Origin of the sequence: Anaerospora hongkongensis (assembly GCF_004339805.1) — a bacterium.
Classification (GTDB): Bacteria; Bacillota; Negativicutes; order Sporomusales; family DSM-15969; genus Anaerospora; species Anaerospora hongkongensis.
The window spans coordinates 43,763-57,131 of sequence record NZ_SLUI01000018.1; the positions used below are offsets into that span (position 1 = coordinate 43,763).

The 13,369-nt window shown below is 46.5% G+C and carries 13 protein-coding genes; 10 read left to right on the top strand and 3 right to left on the bottom strand.

Annotated elements, in window-relative coordinates; all coding sequences use genetic code 11:
- The first annotated feature begins 499 nt into the window (after positions 1-499).
- A complete protein-coding gene (yabG, locus tag EV210_RS20040; RefSeq protein WP_132083139.1) occupies positions 500-1,378 on the top strand; it encodes a sporulation peptidase YabG in 879 nt (292 codons plus the stop codon).
- A gap of 236 nt (positions 1,379-1,614) precedes the next feature.
- Positions 1,615-2,301 carry a CAP domain-containing protein gene (locus tag EV210_RS20045; protein WP_132083140.1) on the top strand — a complete coding sequence of 229 codons (687 nt, stop codon included), beginning with the start codon at positions 1,615-1,617 and terminating at the stop codon, positions 2,299-2,301.
- Positions 2,302-2,437: 136 nt separating this feature from the next.
- On the opposite strand, the gene EV210_RS20050 is transcribed toward EV210_RS20045, so the two are convergent.
- Together EV210_RS20050 and EV210_RS20055 are read right to left on the bottom strand one after the other, a co-directional pair.
- Complete coding sequence (locus EV210_RS20050) at positions 2,438-2,794, bottom strand: hypothetical protein (protein WP_207900792.1); 357 nt, start codon at positions 2,792-2,794, stop codon at positions 2,438-2,440.
- A gap of 124 nt (positions 2,795-2,918) precedes the next feature.
- Complete coding sequence (locus tag EV210_RS20055) at positions 2,919-3,770, bottom strand: YitT family protein (protein ID WP_132083141.1); 852 nt, start codon at positions 3,768-3,770, stop codon at positions 2,919-2,921.
- A 286-nt stretch (positions 3,771-4,056) separates the two neighbouring features.
- Here EV210_RS20055 and EV210_RS20060 point away from each other — a divergent pair, with 286 nt between their 5' ends.
- From EV210_RS20060 to EV210_RS20070, 3 genes are all read left to right on the top strand, one after another.
- Positions 4,057-4,731: a DUF3794 domain-containing protein gene (locus EV210_RS20060; protein WP_132083142.1), complete on the top strand. Its 675-nt coding sequence runs from the start codon at positions 4,057-4,059 to the stop codon at positions 4,729-4,731.
- A gap of 30 nt (positions 4,732-4,761) precedes the next feature.
- Positions 4,762-5,700, top strand: a complete 939-nt coding sequence (locus EV210_RS20065) for an SPOCS domain-containing protein (protein ID WP_132083143.1) — start codon at positions 4,762-4,764, stop codon at positions 5,698-5,700.
- Positions 5,701-5,804: 104 nt separating this feature from the next.
- Positions 5,805-6,674, top strand: coding sequence for a HipA family kinase (locus EV210_RS20070; RefSeq protein ID WP_207900793.1), 870 nt, complete (start codon positions 5,805-5,807; stop codon positions 6,672-6,674).
- A 148-nt stretch (positions 6,675-6,822) separates the two neighbouring features.
- Here EV210_RS20070 and EV210_RS20075 read toward each other — a convergent pair whose 3' ends face one another.
- A complete protein-coding gene (locus tag EV210_RS20075) occupies positions 6,823-7,449 on the bottom strand; it encodes a L,D-transpeptidase family protein (RefSeq protein WP_132083144.1) in 627 nt (208 codons plus the stop codon).
- 181 nt (positions 7,450-7,630) lie between these two features.
- Between EV210_RS20075 and EV210_RS20080 the strand changes: the two genes are divergently transcribed.
- From EV210_RS20080 to EV210_RS20100, 5 genes are all read left to right on the top strand, one after another.
- Positions 7,631-8,452: a cyanophycinase gene (locus EV210_RS20080; RefSeq protein WP_132083145.1), complete on the top strand. Its 822-nt coding sequence runs from the start codon at positions 7,631-7,633 to the stop codon at positions 8,450-8,452.
- Positions 8,453-8,515: 63 nt separating this feature from the next.
- Complete coding sequence (gene cphA, locus EV210_RS20085; protein WP_132083146.1) at positions 8,516-11,185, top strand: cyanophycin synthetase; 2,670 nt, start codon at positions 8,516-8,518, stop codon at positions 11,183-11,185.
- 123 nt (positions 11,186-11,308) lie between these two features.
- Positions 11,309-11,779, top strand: coding sequence for a chemotaxis protein CheW (locus EV210_RS20090; RefSeq protein ID WP_132083147.1), 471 nt, complete (start codon positions 11,309-11,311; stop codon positions 11,777-11,779).
- Between the two features lie 13 nt (positions 11,780-11,792).
- Entirely contained in the window at positions 11,793-12,680 is an 888-nt protein-coding gene (gene ispE, locus EV210_RS20095; protein WP_132083148.1) for a 4-(cytidine 5'-diphospho)-2-C-methyl-D-erythritol kinase, read from the top strand.
- The gene (locus tag EV210_RS20100; protein WP_132083149.1) at positions 12,655-13,356 is read left to right on the top strand and encodes a GntR family transcriptional regulator; all 702 of its coding nucleotides are present in this window, start codon (positions 12,655-12,657) and stop codon (positions 13,354-13,356) included. The genes ispE and EV210_RS20100 overlap by 26 nt, the downstream gene beginning before the upstream one ends.
- Positions 13,357-13,369 lie beyond the last annotated feature (13 nt).

A 13,369-nucleotide genomic window follows, 5' to 3' on the forward strand; every position in this document is an offset into this window, starting at 1 on the left:
AATAGAGTACGGCGCTAACTATGACCTCAAGGTGGCCCTACTAGCTCAGTATAAGATATGGAGCGTCCAGGCTGTTGGTCACAAGAGAATTCAATAAAATATAAAATCCCTTCGCAAAACGGGCATTGTATCGTCTAACAGATCATTTAGCATAAACCGTTCTGCTTCGTAATTGCGAGTGAAAACGATGCAAATCCCCCTCGTATCTTTTGCCGTAAAGCTAAGATCGTTCAAATGGCATCAGATGCTAGGCGCGACGAGTACTGCAGCGGAGGCGTACTGGAAGTCCGCACCCTCATTGAAGGTGTGACTGCCAGATCACAAAACTTGTGAGAACGGGTGAGCAGCACAACGGAGGAGCAAATGCGAAGTCCTTGGCACTTTAGAGCCTTAGTACTTCGGCTTACCCTTTACGGGTACAACGCAGATGATGTCATTTCAACGGTCTCTATCATAGTATGTTGTAGTGGTTATTCGGGTGTAGAGGGAGGATGCAATTATGTCTGGTATCTCTGTGGGGGATCTCGTTGTTCGCAGGTCTCACGGCGGCGACATCGTCTTTAAAGTTACTGATATATTTCGCAATGAGGCATCACAAAAGGAACATTGTTACTTAAAGGGACTTCATCTGCGTTTGATGGCAGATGCACCTATTGATGATGTGGAAAAGATAAATGCAGAAGATTTACGCAATGAAATTGTTCGTATGGAAAGCATGCACAATGACACATTAAAACGAGTAATGCTGCGCCGCAGCATGGATCGTGAGAAAGTGGAGTTAAATCGCAGTGAGCAAAGCAAAAAATATAGTTTTTTTGATATTCCCGGACGGGTATTGCACTTAGATGGCGATGAAGAGTATTTAAGAATGTGTCTCAAAACGTATGGTCAGTTAAATATTGAAGCAGTTGGCCGGCATATTGACGAATCGAAACAGCCGGAGGCAGTGCCTGAGTTACTAAAAGAATTCCGGCCAGATATTCTTGTGGTGACAGGGCATGATGCACTAACCGGCAGCAGTAAGGATATAAAAGATCTTAACAACTATCGCAATTCTAAATATTACATTCAATCTGTAATCAATGCCCGCTTATTTGAACCGTCCCGCGATGATTTGGTGATTTTCGCCGGTGCCTGCCAGTCTTATTTCGAGGCCATTTTGGCTGCAGGTGCGAACTTTGCCAGTTCGCCGACCCGGATTTTTATTCATGCCTATGATCCGGTTTTTATTGCTGAAAAGGTAGCGTTTACCCCGATAAATAAAATCGTTGATATTAATGACGCCATCACTGCATCTGTTACTGGAATTGAAGGGGTTGGCGGGGTGGAGACCAGAGGAAAGTTCCGGCTGGGGATGCCGAAAACTGCGAATCGCTAACATAAATGGTTACAGCTGCCTAATTTGGCAGCTTTATTTTCTTGACAAATAATAATCAATAATATTAATATGTAAACGTATCTTAACTATCTCTTTATTTAATGCTGAAAACCTCAAAGAAAACATTACCAAATGCGGAAAAAGAGGATTTTTACATTAAAAGGAGAATCTTATACCGAGTGACCGAGTGTACCAGAAGTGCATATCACATTCACAATCTAGGAAGAGGAAAAACTATGCAATGCACAAAATTGAGTAAATTGGTACTTTCCGGACTGTTAAGTTTCGCAGTATTAACAACATCATTTGGAGGAGCTTTCGCTACTGCTGTTCATGCCGCTGAAGCTACTGAAGCCCAACAAGAAATACAGCAGGATGTAAAAGCTGAAGATTCCGGAAAAAGTAACAATTTGCTTGTTGGATTGGCAGCCGTTGCTGCTATTGCAATGCTGAGTAATCATCATGGCTCTTCAACAAACGAAGCTTATAAAGCTACGACTAACTCTAACTCCACATCTGGTACTGTTTCCTCAGCAAATTTAGCTGCTGAAGAAAAAGAAGCTCTCAACCAGCTGAATGCCGACCGCAAGGCCAATGGCCTGTCAGCGCTGAAGTCAAATTCCCAGCTGAACGGCTTAGCCCAGACTTATGCGCAGGACATGATTAACCGAGGTTTTTTCTCCCACTATAATCCGGAAGGCAAATCACCGTTTGACCGCATGCAGGCAGCGGGGATCAGCTATAATACTGCCGGTGAGAACCTGGCAATTAACAAAGATGTAACAGCTGCTGAAAAAGCATTTATGGCTAGCTCAGGCCATCGGGCAAATATCCTGAATACCACTTATACCGATGTAGGCATTGGCGTACGTCATGCTTCAGATGGATCTGTATATGTAGTGCAAGAATTTATTGGAAAATAAATAGATAAAGATAATGTTAAATAGAACAAGTCATGCAGAGTTAGCATCTGCATGACTTGTTTTCTATTTTACGGAGAAAAAGTAATAATATATAAATGTTTATGAAAAGCTTGTGTATTGGTTACTGGCTGTAGTGTTAATACTGGCGGCACTTCGGACACATCGGATGGCGTCCGTGATCATATTCGTGGTTGCAGCGAGGGCAGACTTTGACAACCTTATACATGCAAAGCTTATAGAGTTTATAGCTGCAGGTGAAGGTCTTGATGCATTTTTTTTCGGTTTTGCATTTCATCTTCGGCATACAACAGTCCATATCGTAGGCCGGGTAATCATAGTCATCACATTTGTCTTCGCATTTGTCGTAATATTTAGGGGGGCATTTTTCATCACATTTGTAATAATCTTTGTAGTCATAGTCGCAGTCGCAATCATCATGACACTTGCCGTACTTATAGTCCCACTTGGGATAATACATCTTTTGATAACTCATTTGCGCAATCCTCCTTATAATAAGAGACCTTCGGCATAAGCTCAACAGGCCTTTTGTTATATACTATGAAGTTGCGCAGTAAAGTGTTATGTTGACGGAAAAATATTTTGTAAAAAGGCGCTTGCTAAGGCTGTCTGACTCCGGGCAGCGTGAAGCCTCTGCCCATAACCTCGGCTGCATCGCTGACAATCATAAAGGCTTGTGGGTCTATGTCCTGAACTACCATCTTAATCTGTGAAATCTGGGTGAGGCTGACAACAACAAAAATGACCCGTTTATCCTGCCGGGTGAAAGCTCCTTCGCCATGAAGGATAGTAGCTCCACGGCCAACTTCTTTTAGAATGGAAGCGGCAATTTCATCCCATTTGTAGGAGACAATGAAAATAGTCTTCTTATGGTTGAAGCCTGCTACAACCTTATCGGTAAGGTTAGCGCTGACAAACATGGAGATAAGCGTCAGAATCGCTAGTTTGAGGCCAAACAGCATGGCAGAAACAAGCATGATCACGCAATTTACTGCAAAGCCGACAACACCGAGATTGAAGGAGTAATATTTTTTTATGATACCAGCCACGATATCGAGTCCACCGCCGCTGCCGTTGACGCGAAAGATAAGCCCTGCGCCTATGCCGGAAACAATACCGCCTGTTATGGCCGACAGCAAAGGATCATCAATCGGCGCCATTGTGGAAAGAAACTTTAAGGCATCTACGGCAAAGGAAAAAACCAGTGTCCCATAGATCGTTATAATGGTATATTCCTTGCCGAGCAGCCGATAAGCCGCATAAAGGAGCGGAATATTCATCACAAATATTTGTAAGCCAATTGGAAATTTAAAGAGGTAGTAAAAGATAATGGCTAAGCCGCTGACCCCACCGCTGAGCAGGTGATGGGGAACAAGAAATAAGTTGATTGCTGCACTGCTGAGCACGCAGCCGAGGGCAACGATAACATACTGGAATATTTTTCTCTTCATTAGTCTCCTCCTAAAATTAAGCGTCACCCAAACTAACTTTATCTTATCAGAAAGGTTAACTTTCTGATTGACGAAATAAGAACGGCATAGGCTTTTCTAATCAATATTGTAGTAAGCACTGACTATTATTAACCATTATTTCCTTCCTTTCCTGCCGGAAACAGGCGGTTTTCAAATTTTGTCGTAAAAACTTAGCGACATTTTTGGGGAACTCTTATATTTTTTGCACATCAAACAGGACTGGCGCATATATATGAGTTAGAACATCACAAAGGGGGGAATTTGTGTGGATGATAAAGATATGCGCCCGATTAAAACTCTTCCGGATTGCACGCTAGGAGCTTCAACAGGTCCACAAACGATAGTTGTTCGCCAGGTTGTGGCGGAAAAGGAAAAACAAAAATCTCTGGATATTCATGTGGTTGTTCCAGACAGTAAGCCAGCAATTGAGCAAATCGTTGACGTTTTCATTAAGGACGTAGAGATTAACAGTGTAGATGTTATCACGGATAAGGTAATTGTCCGGGGCGAGTTCGAAATTAAAGCAATTTATGTAGCTTGCCTGCCTGATCGTCCGGTTCATGCGATGGAAGTAAAGCATTACAAATGGACAGTTGATATTGATATGCCGGGCGCACGCCGGGGCATGGATGCTGAAGCAACTGTTGACATCGAGTATGTCGATTATGACTTTGACGAGCACCATCATCACCACCACCATCATCGCGCCAAGAAATATACCAACTATGACAATAGCGATAATTTCTGCGACGATGACGATGATTGCCACCACCATCACCATGACCATGACTGCGATGAAAATTGCGATGATGAAGATGATGATCGCAACCGCTGCAGAGAATTTGATGTTTCTGTTGTATTGCGGGTTAATGCGAAAGTCATGGCTGACCGCGAAGTTTTAATCAATAGCGGTACTCTTCCTACCAAACCAAAAGGGTAAGGAGAGACCCAGGGAAGAGGAGGGGAGAAAATGGGTAATATTAGGTACAAAGGCGTTGCCCGTACGATTGCCAGTACACCGCCCAAGGCACCGCGAGCTGATTTGATCGCGGAAGAGTGCGCGTGCTTTGAACCGGGGATGGAAAAAATTCAGGTTGAGGAAGTACTGGGGGCGGAAAGTGCCCAGCGCGTAATCGAAATCGATCTTACCATACCTGATAATAAACCGCCAATTGGTCAAGTAATTGATGTGTATATCAAAGAATTATGCATTAAGGATATTGATGTCATACCCAATAAGGTTATTGTTCGCGGTGAGTTTGAAGTTAAAGTCATGTATGTTGCCGACTTGCCCAATGAGCCGGTGCATGCTTATGAAAAACACCATATCCGCTGGACCCGCGACATTGAAGTCATGGGTGTTGACAAAGATATGCCTGCTACTGCCGATGTGGTAGTTGAATTTGTTGATTATGATGATTGTCATCATCATCATGACCGCCGCAAAATTCATGTGACGGTCGTGCTAAAGGTATGGACCCGTGTTACCAGCACGACGGAAATGGATGCTTACGTAATGACGCCAGTTGAAGAAGGCTATACATTAGGTGCCAGTACTACGAACAGCGCTGTTTCCGCATCGGAAGGCCTGACTGATAATGTATCAGCTTCGCAGCTGGGCGGTGGCGACATCTATGGCTATGGTGAATATAATACTTTTATTACCGGCCCTGTTGAAACGATAGCCGGAACACCGACAATTACTTCCGTAGCCGGTACGGTTAACGCAAGCAACGTTAACGTTCGTTCCGGTCCTGGCACGACTTTCCCATCGATTCAAAAGGTTGGCAAAGGGACGGCAGTAACGATCAAGGAACAGGCATTCGGCTGGTATAACGTAGTACTTCCCGACGGTTCGACAACCGGCTGGATTGCCAGCTGGCTAGTTGATACTACCGGTAATTTCTAGAATTAGACGAAAAACGCCGGGATATTCGATCTAAAACACCGCGTAGCCATTCGGTCTGCGGTGTTTCTTTATTGGCTGCTAAGAAAGAAGTAGGAGCGAACACAGTGAATAGAGAGCTTACTGCAATCGCATACCTGGGCTCCATGAAGTTAGGGGCAACTTCACCTCAGCTTTTCCGGGGCAGTGATCAACAATTGTATGTTGTTAAGCTGCTTGGCAACAGAGTTGGTCCTAAAGCGCTTGCTAACGAGTTTTTGGCAGCAGAATTGGGTGAGCAGCTAGGACTATGTTTTCCTGCCAGTGGTGTTATTTCAATCGATAAGCAGTTACTTGCGAAAAACCGCCGGTTACGGAGAGCGGGTGTGGTAGCTGGACCGCACTTTGCCTGCAAATACATCAGTAAGACCTTTTATGTGGATCGTACGTCGCTTAACCGGGTCGTCAATAAGTCTGAAATGGCCGGAGTCATGTTATTTGATCATTTGGTACATAATGTTGACCGTACGGTGAATCGCAAGAATCTTATCATCAGGCGCGAAGCAACAGGGTATCACATGTATGCAATTGACCATTCCCATCTTTTTAAGCGAGGGCGCTGGACAACAGCGCAGCTTGCTGCTCTGGAGAAGGACTTGTCCGTCAATACGCGGCGTACTTATGGCTTATTGCTTAAACATTTTCTGCAGCCGGATGATTTTAGTCCCTATGCGCAAGCAATTCGCCAGTGGTCTGATGAATACCTGACCCAAACGGTAGCTGCCATCCCTGAGCAGTGGTTAACCGATCAAGCGGAACGGCAGGCGCTGCTTAACCACTTACTCTGCCGGCGTAATCAAATTGATGAGATCATGGCCAGCCTGACCAGATTGATTCCTCAAGCCCATCATAAGACGCAACCTGAGCCAGTACTGATCGAAGTTCAGGAGCCGGACGAAACAGTAACGCAGTCCGAGGAACCATTCCTTGCCGAATAGGGCAGAGGAAAAACTCTGGCAAAGCAAGAGCTGCCGATGGAGCAGAAACTAGACTAAAAAAAACCTGTGGAAAATCCACAGGTTTTTTTTAGTCTAAGGGCTTTTTACTGTTCTCAGTAAGCTGCTGCCCACCTTGGATACGGAACAGTTAATCTCTGATGTAAATCGGTGTGCCAATACTGACTAAGCTGAAGAGTTCTTCCGCGTTGGCATTGTGCATGCGAATACAGCCATTAGAGACCATTTGGCCAATTAGCCAGGGCTTATTTGTTCCGTGTATACCATAGGCATCATAGTTTAAACCCATCCAGCGGGTTCCTAAAACACCTCCGGGATTAGGAATTTTAGTAGCGATGGCATAGTTGCCGAGCGGAGTCGGTGTCGAGGGTTTGCCGATAGCGACAGGATACTGCCGGGCCGGTGTATTGCCGTCAAAAAGGGTAAGCTGACGGCGCGATTTTGTAATTAAGATATTGGCGCGTGCCAGGCCGGTTGCGGCGCGTATTTTTGCTTTTACCGGTTCAATTGCGCGCGAGGGAGTTTCCGAAAGCCGGCAATAGGTTTTAGGGTCAAGTATACCTGTTACAGCCAGTTTTTCCGCATGTTGAAAGCAAGCGATTGCTTCCTGTGTCTCTATATCCAAGATTGTGCTGGAGGAGCCTGTGTAAAAACCGCGCTCGGTAAGTAGGTTTTGTACGATCGGTACCAGAGGACTGGACTGGCCTTCATAAACATGAGCCAAACGGTACGGGGGGTAATAGAAACGGATGTTCATGGTGTTGGCCTCCTTGGGGAATTGATTGTGTTGCATCATTATATGCAGAGGCAATATATTTGGTCAGTATTGCAATGTATAAAACAATGGGAAAAATGGCTAGAATAGTCAAGGAAGCACCAAAGCAGACTGGGACCTTTTTTGCCTAAGAGAAAGCGGAGGAAAGCGAGACGGAGGATTCATGACAACAGAGAAAACAGGAAGCCTGGTCATTATTGGCGGAAACGAAGATAAAACCAACGAGTGTACCATATTGCGCAAGTTTATCGAATTGGCAGGCGGCCGGCAGGCACGAATTGCTATTTTAACGACAGCTACGGAACTGCCGCGCGAAGTAGGCGATGAGTACCGCTCGTTATTTACTGAGCTGGGAGCGGCTTCAGCGGGCATTCTGTATATTGCCAACCGGGAAGCGGCCAATGATTTTCATCAAGTTAGTGAAATAGAACAAGCTACAGGTATTTTTTTTACCGGCGGTGATCAGCTCAGGCTGACGAGTATCCTTGGCGGATCCAGAGTGGACAAGGCTATTCGCCGGGCATACGGGAAAGGGGCTATTATTGCCGGGACCAGTGCCGGTGCGTCGGTAATGAGCGATACGATGATCGTTGGCGGTGATTCCAGTGATACGCCTAAGAAGTCAACGATCAGCATGGCGCATGGGATGGATTTGCTGGAGGATGTTGTCATTGATCAGCATTTTGCCCAGCGGGGGAGAATAAACCGGCTGCTGGGAGCAGTGGCCCAAAATCCATACGTATTGGGTGTAGGTGTGGATGAAGATACGGCTGTGATTGTTGCTCCTGACGGAAAGATGGAAGTTATTGGATCGCAAACGGTAACGGTGGTTGATGGCAAGAATATTATTCACTCCAATATTTCCGAATCCAAGCCAAATGAGTCGCTGGCTATTACGAATGTTATGCTCCATATACTCCCGGTTGGATTTGGTTTTGATATACGGCGTCGTATTCCCTATCTAATTAAGGAAGATGGAAAATGAAAACTTAGTATCAGCGAGCTCAGATTTTTAAGATAGAATCGTTTTGGCAAGGAGGGCTTTACCATGAATATTTTATCGACACGAATTATTGAAGGGCCGAATGTTCACAGTTATCATCCTATTGTTCGTGTTAAGCTGGATATCGGCAAGTATGAGGATATTCCAACGAATGAAATTGCCGGGTTTACCGAACGTATAACGGACCTGCTGCCGGGGCTGAAGGAGCACCAATGTTCCCGAGGCTATCCGGGAGGTTTTTTAGAACGTCTGATTGAAGGTACGTATTTGGCACATGTCTTTGAACACGTTGCGATCGAACTGCAATGCATGGCAGGCTATGAAGTCAGTTTCGGCAAAGCGCGGGGCAGCGGCAGTCCTGGTGTTTATGATGTGGTAATCAGCTTTCGGAATAAAGGGGCGGCTCAGCAGGCTGTTTTACAAGCCGATCAGGTACTCAAGGCTGTTTTGGATAAGCAGCCTATCGATATTAAGGCAGTAATTACGGCGATTAAGCAAGCCGGTGATCAAAATGAGCTTGGGCCGAGTACCGCAGCTATTTACCGGGCCGCCAAAGAAAAGGGCATCCCGGTTATGCGTGTTGGTGATGAGAATTTGCTGATTTTAGGCTACGGCTCCAAACAAAAGCGGATTTGGGCGACCACGACAAGCCAGACCGGGGCATTAGCCACAGATCTGGCCTGTGATAAAGGATTGACGAATAAAATATTAACAGATGGCTGTATTCCCGTCCCCTATGGCATGGTGGTCACCTCGGCGGAACAAGCAAAAGAAGCGCTGCGGGAAATAAGTAAACCGGTTGCTGTTAAACCGCTTACAGGCAATCAGGGCAAGGGCGTAACCCTGGAAATCACATCGGCAGTTCAAGCGGAACGGGCTTATCAGGTTGCCAGTGAATATGATAAAAATGTAATTGTTGAGCAGTTTATCACCGGACGTCAATACCGCTTTTGTGTGGTGAATGGCAAAGTGGAGGCAGTTGCAGAGCGAATACCTGCCTACGTTGTCGGTGACGGCAAGCGAACGGTGAAGGAACTGGTAGATATCGTGAATTCCGACCCGAACAGAGGAGTAGGCCATGAAAAACCACTGACGCGTATCACCATTGATGCGGTAGCAATTACCGTACTGGCTAAACAAGATTGCCACCCTCAATCCATTCCGGAAGCAGGGAAAGTCGTTTATATCCGGGAGAATGCAAATCTTAGCACAGGTGGCACGGCAGTGGATGTTACCGATATTGTTCATCCCGCTAACAAACAGCTGATTGAGAGGGCCACCAGGCTTATTGGACTGGATGTGGCGGGAGTTGATGTTGTAGCCGAAGATATTACACAGCCTATCCGGGAGGGAACAGGTGCGGTTATTGAAATTAATGCAGCTCCCGGTATTCGCATGCATCATTATCCTTCAGCCGGCAAGCCGCGCAATGTTGCCGGTGCAATTATTGACTCACTTTTTCCTGATGACAGCACGGGACGGATTCCGCTTGTAGCAATTACAGGTACCAACGGGAAAACAACGGTCACGCGGATGATCGGTCATATTTGGCAGACTGCAGGACGTAGAGTTGGCATGACAACAACTGACGGCATCTATATAGACGGCTGCTGTGTACGCGAAGGCGATACAACCGGCCCTGCCAGCGCACGTACTGTTTTGACCGATCCGGCAGTGGAGGTTGCTGTGCTGGAGACGGCACGCGGGGGGATTGTACGGGCGGGCTTAGCCTTTGATAAATGCGATGTAGGTATTGTGACGAATATTACGGAAGATCATCTGGGGCAAGATGGAATTGAGGATTTAGAGGGACTGGCCCGTGTAAAATCATTAATTATTGAGACTGTCCGCCCAGATGGCTTCTCTCTGCTTAATGCCGACGACCGTTATGTAACAGCTTTAGCATCAAGAGCGCGAGGGGAAATTGTTTATTTTAGCATCGAGCCTGACAATATTATTATCAGACGTCATTTGGGAGTAGGCGGCAGAGCATTCTTTGTCCGGGATAATGTAATTTATACTGCTAAAGGAAGAGAAGCGCAGGTTATTGCCGCAGTTGACGATATCCCGATCACCTTAGGCGGTATCGCCCAGCATAATTTGCAAAATGCGATGATTGCTGCAGCGGCTTGTTATTGTATGAAAGTGCCTCCTGCGTTTATTTACCGGGGTCTGTCAACTTTTGCCGAAAACCCGGGACGGCTTACTGTACTGCCTGTGCGGGATTTTAGAGTCTGCATCGATTACGGGCACAATCCCGCCGGCTATCAGGCGCTTGTTAACACAGTGAAACGAATGGGCGCATCCCGGTTAGTGGGGGTAATTGCTGCTCCCGGAGACCGTCGTGATGATGTGGTCGTCAATGTGGGGCGCATTGCCGGCCGCGGCTTTGATCATATCTACGTGAAAGAGGATGATGATTTGCGGGGTAGGAAACCGGGAGAAGTCTCGAAGTTGCTGTATAAGGGAGTTTTGGAGGCCGGTCTTGCTTCCGAGCGAATTCAAATGGTATTGCCGGAGAAAGAAGCGGTATATGCCGCTCTTGCCAATGCACATGCGGGTGATCTAATTGTTGTTTTCTATGAGAAATACGGCGATGTTTTTCAAACGATTCAGCAATTTTGCCAGCAGTGTCAGGAACAAGCTATTGAAACAATACCGGCAGCAGCGGTAGGAACAGGCGAACTGCTCGTTGGTGGCGTAAATGCTGTATAAAGCCGATTTTCCGATCAATTACGCCTTATTCTAAGAAATTGTTTTGAAGGGGATTGCAGGTAAATCCTATTGCGCGTACAATAACTATATGGAATTACCATAGCTTATCTGTGGAGGTGCAATATGGAAACTGTTCAATCCACTCAAGAACTCCAATTGGTTGTCTTCCGGCTTGCTAAAGAAGAATATGGCCTGCCGATAACCAAAGTCCAGGAAATTAATCGTCTAGTTCCTATTACCAAGCTCCCCCAAACCCCTTCTTTTATGGAAGGAATTATTAACTTACGGGGACGGATTATCCCTGTAATTGATTTGCGAAAACGTTTTTCACTTGCCGTATCGGAGCACAATGATGATACCCGTATTATTATTGTGGAAGTGAGCGGGCAAACGGTGGGAATCATTGTCGATGCCGTAACAGAGGTAGTCAGGCTGCCTGTCGCCAGCGTTGAACCGCCGCCGCCGACCTTTATTCTGGAAGCGCAATATATTTATGGTGTGGGAAAAATCGATGGCAGGCTGTTAATTCTGCTGGAGATAGACAATATCCTGACCAGTCAGGAAGAAATTGCCCTGAAGCAAATGAATGGGTAAGGACTGTAGTGCGGTGCTTAAGATTGAAGCTCATGCTAAAATTAATTTAGCGCTTGATGTGCTTGGCAAGCGTTCTGATGGTTATCATCAAGTGGAGATGATTATGCAGTCGGTTAGTTTAGCTGATACAGTGACGCTGACCGAAGTGCCCGGGGATATCAAAGTAACGGCAAGCGAAGCCCGCCTGCCCTGCAATAGTGACAATTTAGCCTATCGCGCGGCGGCGCTGCTGCGCGATACTTTGCATATTGACAAAGGTGTCGCGATTCATCTGGAGAAGCGCATTCCAATAGCAGCCGGGCTAGCCGGTGGCAGCAGTGATGCTGCGGCTGTGCTGAAGGGCTTAAACCAGCTTTGGCAGCTGGGGCTGTCAATGGACGAACTAATGCGGCTGGGCGCGAAACTGGGATCAGATGTACCTTTTTGTGTCAGTGGCGGCACAATGCGTGCTTATGGCCGGGGCGAATTGCTGGAACCACTTCCTGCTATGCCGAAGGCTTTTGTCGTATTGGCTAAGCCGTTTGTTGGCGTTTCGACTGCGTGGGTATACCGTAATTACAGGCCCGCTCAAGTCAAGCAGAGGCCCGACATACCAGCAATGATCGCCAGTCTCGGCAAAGGCGAATATGATGGTATTGCCTCACGGTTGTGTAATGTATTAGAAAGTGTTACCATACCGGCTTATCCGGCAGTGGCACAAATAAAAAAACTGATGTCTGACTACGGGGCGGCTTCGCTGATGTCTGGCAGCGGTCCTACTGTTTTTGGTCTTGTTGCCGATAGAGTGCAGGCTGAAAAAATAGCGGTTCAGCTGAAGCAGGAAGTAAAAGCTCAGGTATACGTAGCAGAAACAGTGACTAAGGTGGGGGAAGAAGATGGAGAGGCGCTTATTGCCGATTAAATTGGACAGCTATAAGCCTTTGCGTGAAGTGGTGAGTGAAACTCTGCGGGATGCTATATCTTCCGGTGTTTTGCAGCCGGGTGAGAGGCTGATGGAAATTCAGCTTGCTGAGGAACTCGGGGTTAGCCGGACACCGGTACGCGAGGCTATCCGCAAATTGGAGCTTGAAGGCTTTGTGGTCATGGTGCCACGGCGGGGTACATATGTAGCGGACTTATCGTTAAAAGATATTAATGAGGTCTTTGAAATTCGTACGGCACTTGATGTGCTGGCGGCAGGTCTTGCGGCGGAGCGAATTACTGATGAAGAATTAGAACTCTTAGAGCGTCTGCTCGTGCATATCGGTGAATATATTGATAATGGCGATATGGAAAAAATTGTTGAAGCTGACAGTCAGTTTCATGACATATTATATAAAGCAAGCCGAAACGACCGCTTGGTCGGTATCATTAACAATCTGCGGGAACAGTTTACCCGGTTTCGTACGATTTCCATTGCCTATCCAGGAAGACTGAAAGATACCTGGGAGGAGCACCGCCGTCAGGTGGAAGCTATTGCCCAGCGCAATGTGGATGTTGCCATGCAGCTGGCCCGGGAGCATATGGAAAACGCAGAGCAGACATTGCTTTTAGATATGAATGAACGCAGAGGCTATACGACCGCTAAAGATAAATAAAAGGCAAGGTAAA

Coding starts and splice junctions, on each gene's coding strand:
- cphA (WP_132083146.1), top strand. CDS start 8,516: ATGAATATTTTATCGACACGAATTATTGAAGGGCCGAATGTTCACAGT.
- EV210_RS20065 (WP_132083143.1), top strand. CDS start 4,762: ATGGGTAATATTAGGTACAAAGGCGTTGCCCGTACGATTGCCAGTACA.
- EV210_RS20045 (WP_132083140.1), top strand. CDS start 1,615: ATGCAATGCACAAAATTGAGTAAATTGGTACTTTCCGGACTGTTAAGT.
- EV210_RS20075 (WP_132083144.1), bottom strand. CDS start 7,449: ATGAACATCCGTTTCTATTACCCCCCGTACCGTTTGGCTCATGTTTAT.
- EV210_RS20080 (WP_132083145.1), top strand. CDS start 7,631: ATGACAACAGAGAAAACAGGAAGCCTGGTCATTATTGGCGGAAACGAA.
- EV210_RS20100 (WP_132083149.1), top strand. CDS start 12,655: ATGGAGAGGCGCTTATTGCCGATTAAATTGGACAGCTATAAGCCTTTG.
- EV210_RS20090 (WP_132083147.1), top strand. CDS start 11,309: ATGGAAACTGTTCAATCCACTCAAGAACTCCAATTGGTTGTCTTCCGG.
- yabG (WP_132083139.1), top strand. CDS start 500: ATGTCTGGTATCTCTGTGGGGGATCTCGTTGTTCGCAGGTCTCACGGC.
- EV210_RS20050 (WP_207900792.1), bottom strand. CDS start 2,794: ATGAGTTATCAAAAGATGTATTATCCCAAGTGGGACTATAAGTACGGC.
- EV210_RS20055 (WP_132083141.1), bottom strand. CDS start 3,770: ATGAAGAGAAAAATATTCCAGTATGTTATCGTTGCCCTCGGCTGCGTG.